The organism is Nitrososphaera sp. (assembly GCF_050748925.1).
Classification (GTDB): Archaea; Thermoproteota; Nitrososphaeria; order Nitrososphaerales; family Nitrososphaeraceae; genus Nitrososphaera.
This window is the reverse complement of the sequence record NZ_JBOGQF010000250.1, coordinates 1-1,148: the sequence shown is the minus strand read 5'-3', so window position 1 is coordinate 1,148 and position 1,148 is coordinate 1. Positions and strand designations below refer to the sequence as shown.

Sequence of the window (1,148 nt, the reverse complement as noted above, 5' to 3'; positions counted from 1 at the left end):
AGACCCGACTGATCATGAAAATCTACGTACCAACAACAACAAAAGAAAGATACTCATGGGCGCGACGCTTTCGGCGGCCATTGCCCTTGTTCTTGCAACAGCCCTGCCGGGGCTCGCGCTGGCAGGCGCAACCGACACGAAAATGAGCCCGACCGAAGGCTATGACATCCACGTTACGGTGGGAAGGCACGACAGCGCGCACCTCGACGCGCAGATGGACCACTATTGTAAACTTGATTCAAGGATAGTTGCGGTATGCCAGCTTTATGCGCATGACAACAACGCCAAGCCAGGCACCGGCCCGCAGCTCTCCCAGATCGAGTTCATTATTACCGAGGACCAGTACAAGCAGCTTCCAGAAAGGGAAAGGCCAAACTGGCACAACCACGCAGTCGAGCTGACCCCGGAGAGGGGCAACCCAAGCTGTGTGGAACTGCCAGAGGGCCTTGAATGCGGCGCCCTTGTCGGTGTCCTGAAAACGACATACGGCAAGGTGATCACTATCTGGGACCCTGCCGATGGGCTTCCAAGCTACCCGCCATACGCCTTCCTAGTTGACAGCCCGTTCGCGCTGGGACAGGACCTGAACGACAACCTCCACAAAGAGTGGGCGACAAGCTGCGGAGACAACTCTTCGTCACCGAGCCTTGCATGCGGCGACGTCAAGCTGACAGTCAAGGCAGTCGGTCCGGACGGAGAAGACCGCCGCATGTTCATCAGGATTGGAGAGGACGGCAAGATCATCTCTGAAGGGTTTGCCCCATTCGAGTTCATTGGAGTGCAGGGAAACACCTACCAGGTGAGGGCGACGAACTTTGATGACCTTGTCTTTGACAGCTGGGCGGACGACGGAAGCACTGACAGGCACCGCTTGGTGACGCTGAACGCGGACCTGGAGCTGACGGCAAAGTACAAGAAGGCGGTAGAGTAGCAGGCGCTGCTCCTCTCTTTTTTTCTTTTTTTTTACGTCAATTTTAGGCGCCAGATGCCTTTCCTAAAGATTATAATGAGCATCCAACGTGGACAGTACGTTTTCGCCCTAGTAGCTCAGCCTGGCAGAGCGAGGGTTTCGTAAACCCTAGGCCGTGGGTCCGAATCCCACCTAGGGCTTGATTCTCTCATGTTACGGTTTACGCTCCCCTCTACTC

At 55.7% G+C, this 1,148-nt stretch carries 1 protein-coding gene and 1 tRNA gene; both read left to right on the top strand.

Annotated features, from left to right (window positions below; genetic code table 11):
- The coding region (locus ACREAY_RS12020; protein ID WP_431756002.1) for a DUF1264 domain-containing protein at positions 1–931 on the top strand (931 nt) is incomplete at its 5' end.
- A 105-nt stretch (positions 932–1,036) separates the two neighbouring features.
- Positions 1,037–1,110 (top strand) — tRNA-Thr (locus ACREAY_RS12015).
- The last annotated feature ends 38 nt before the right edge of the window (positions 1,111–1,148 follow it).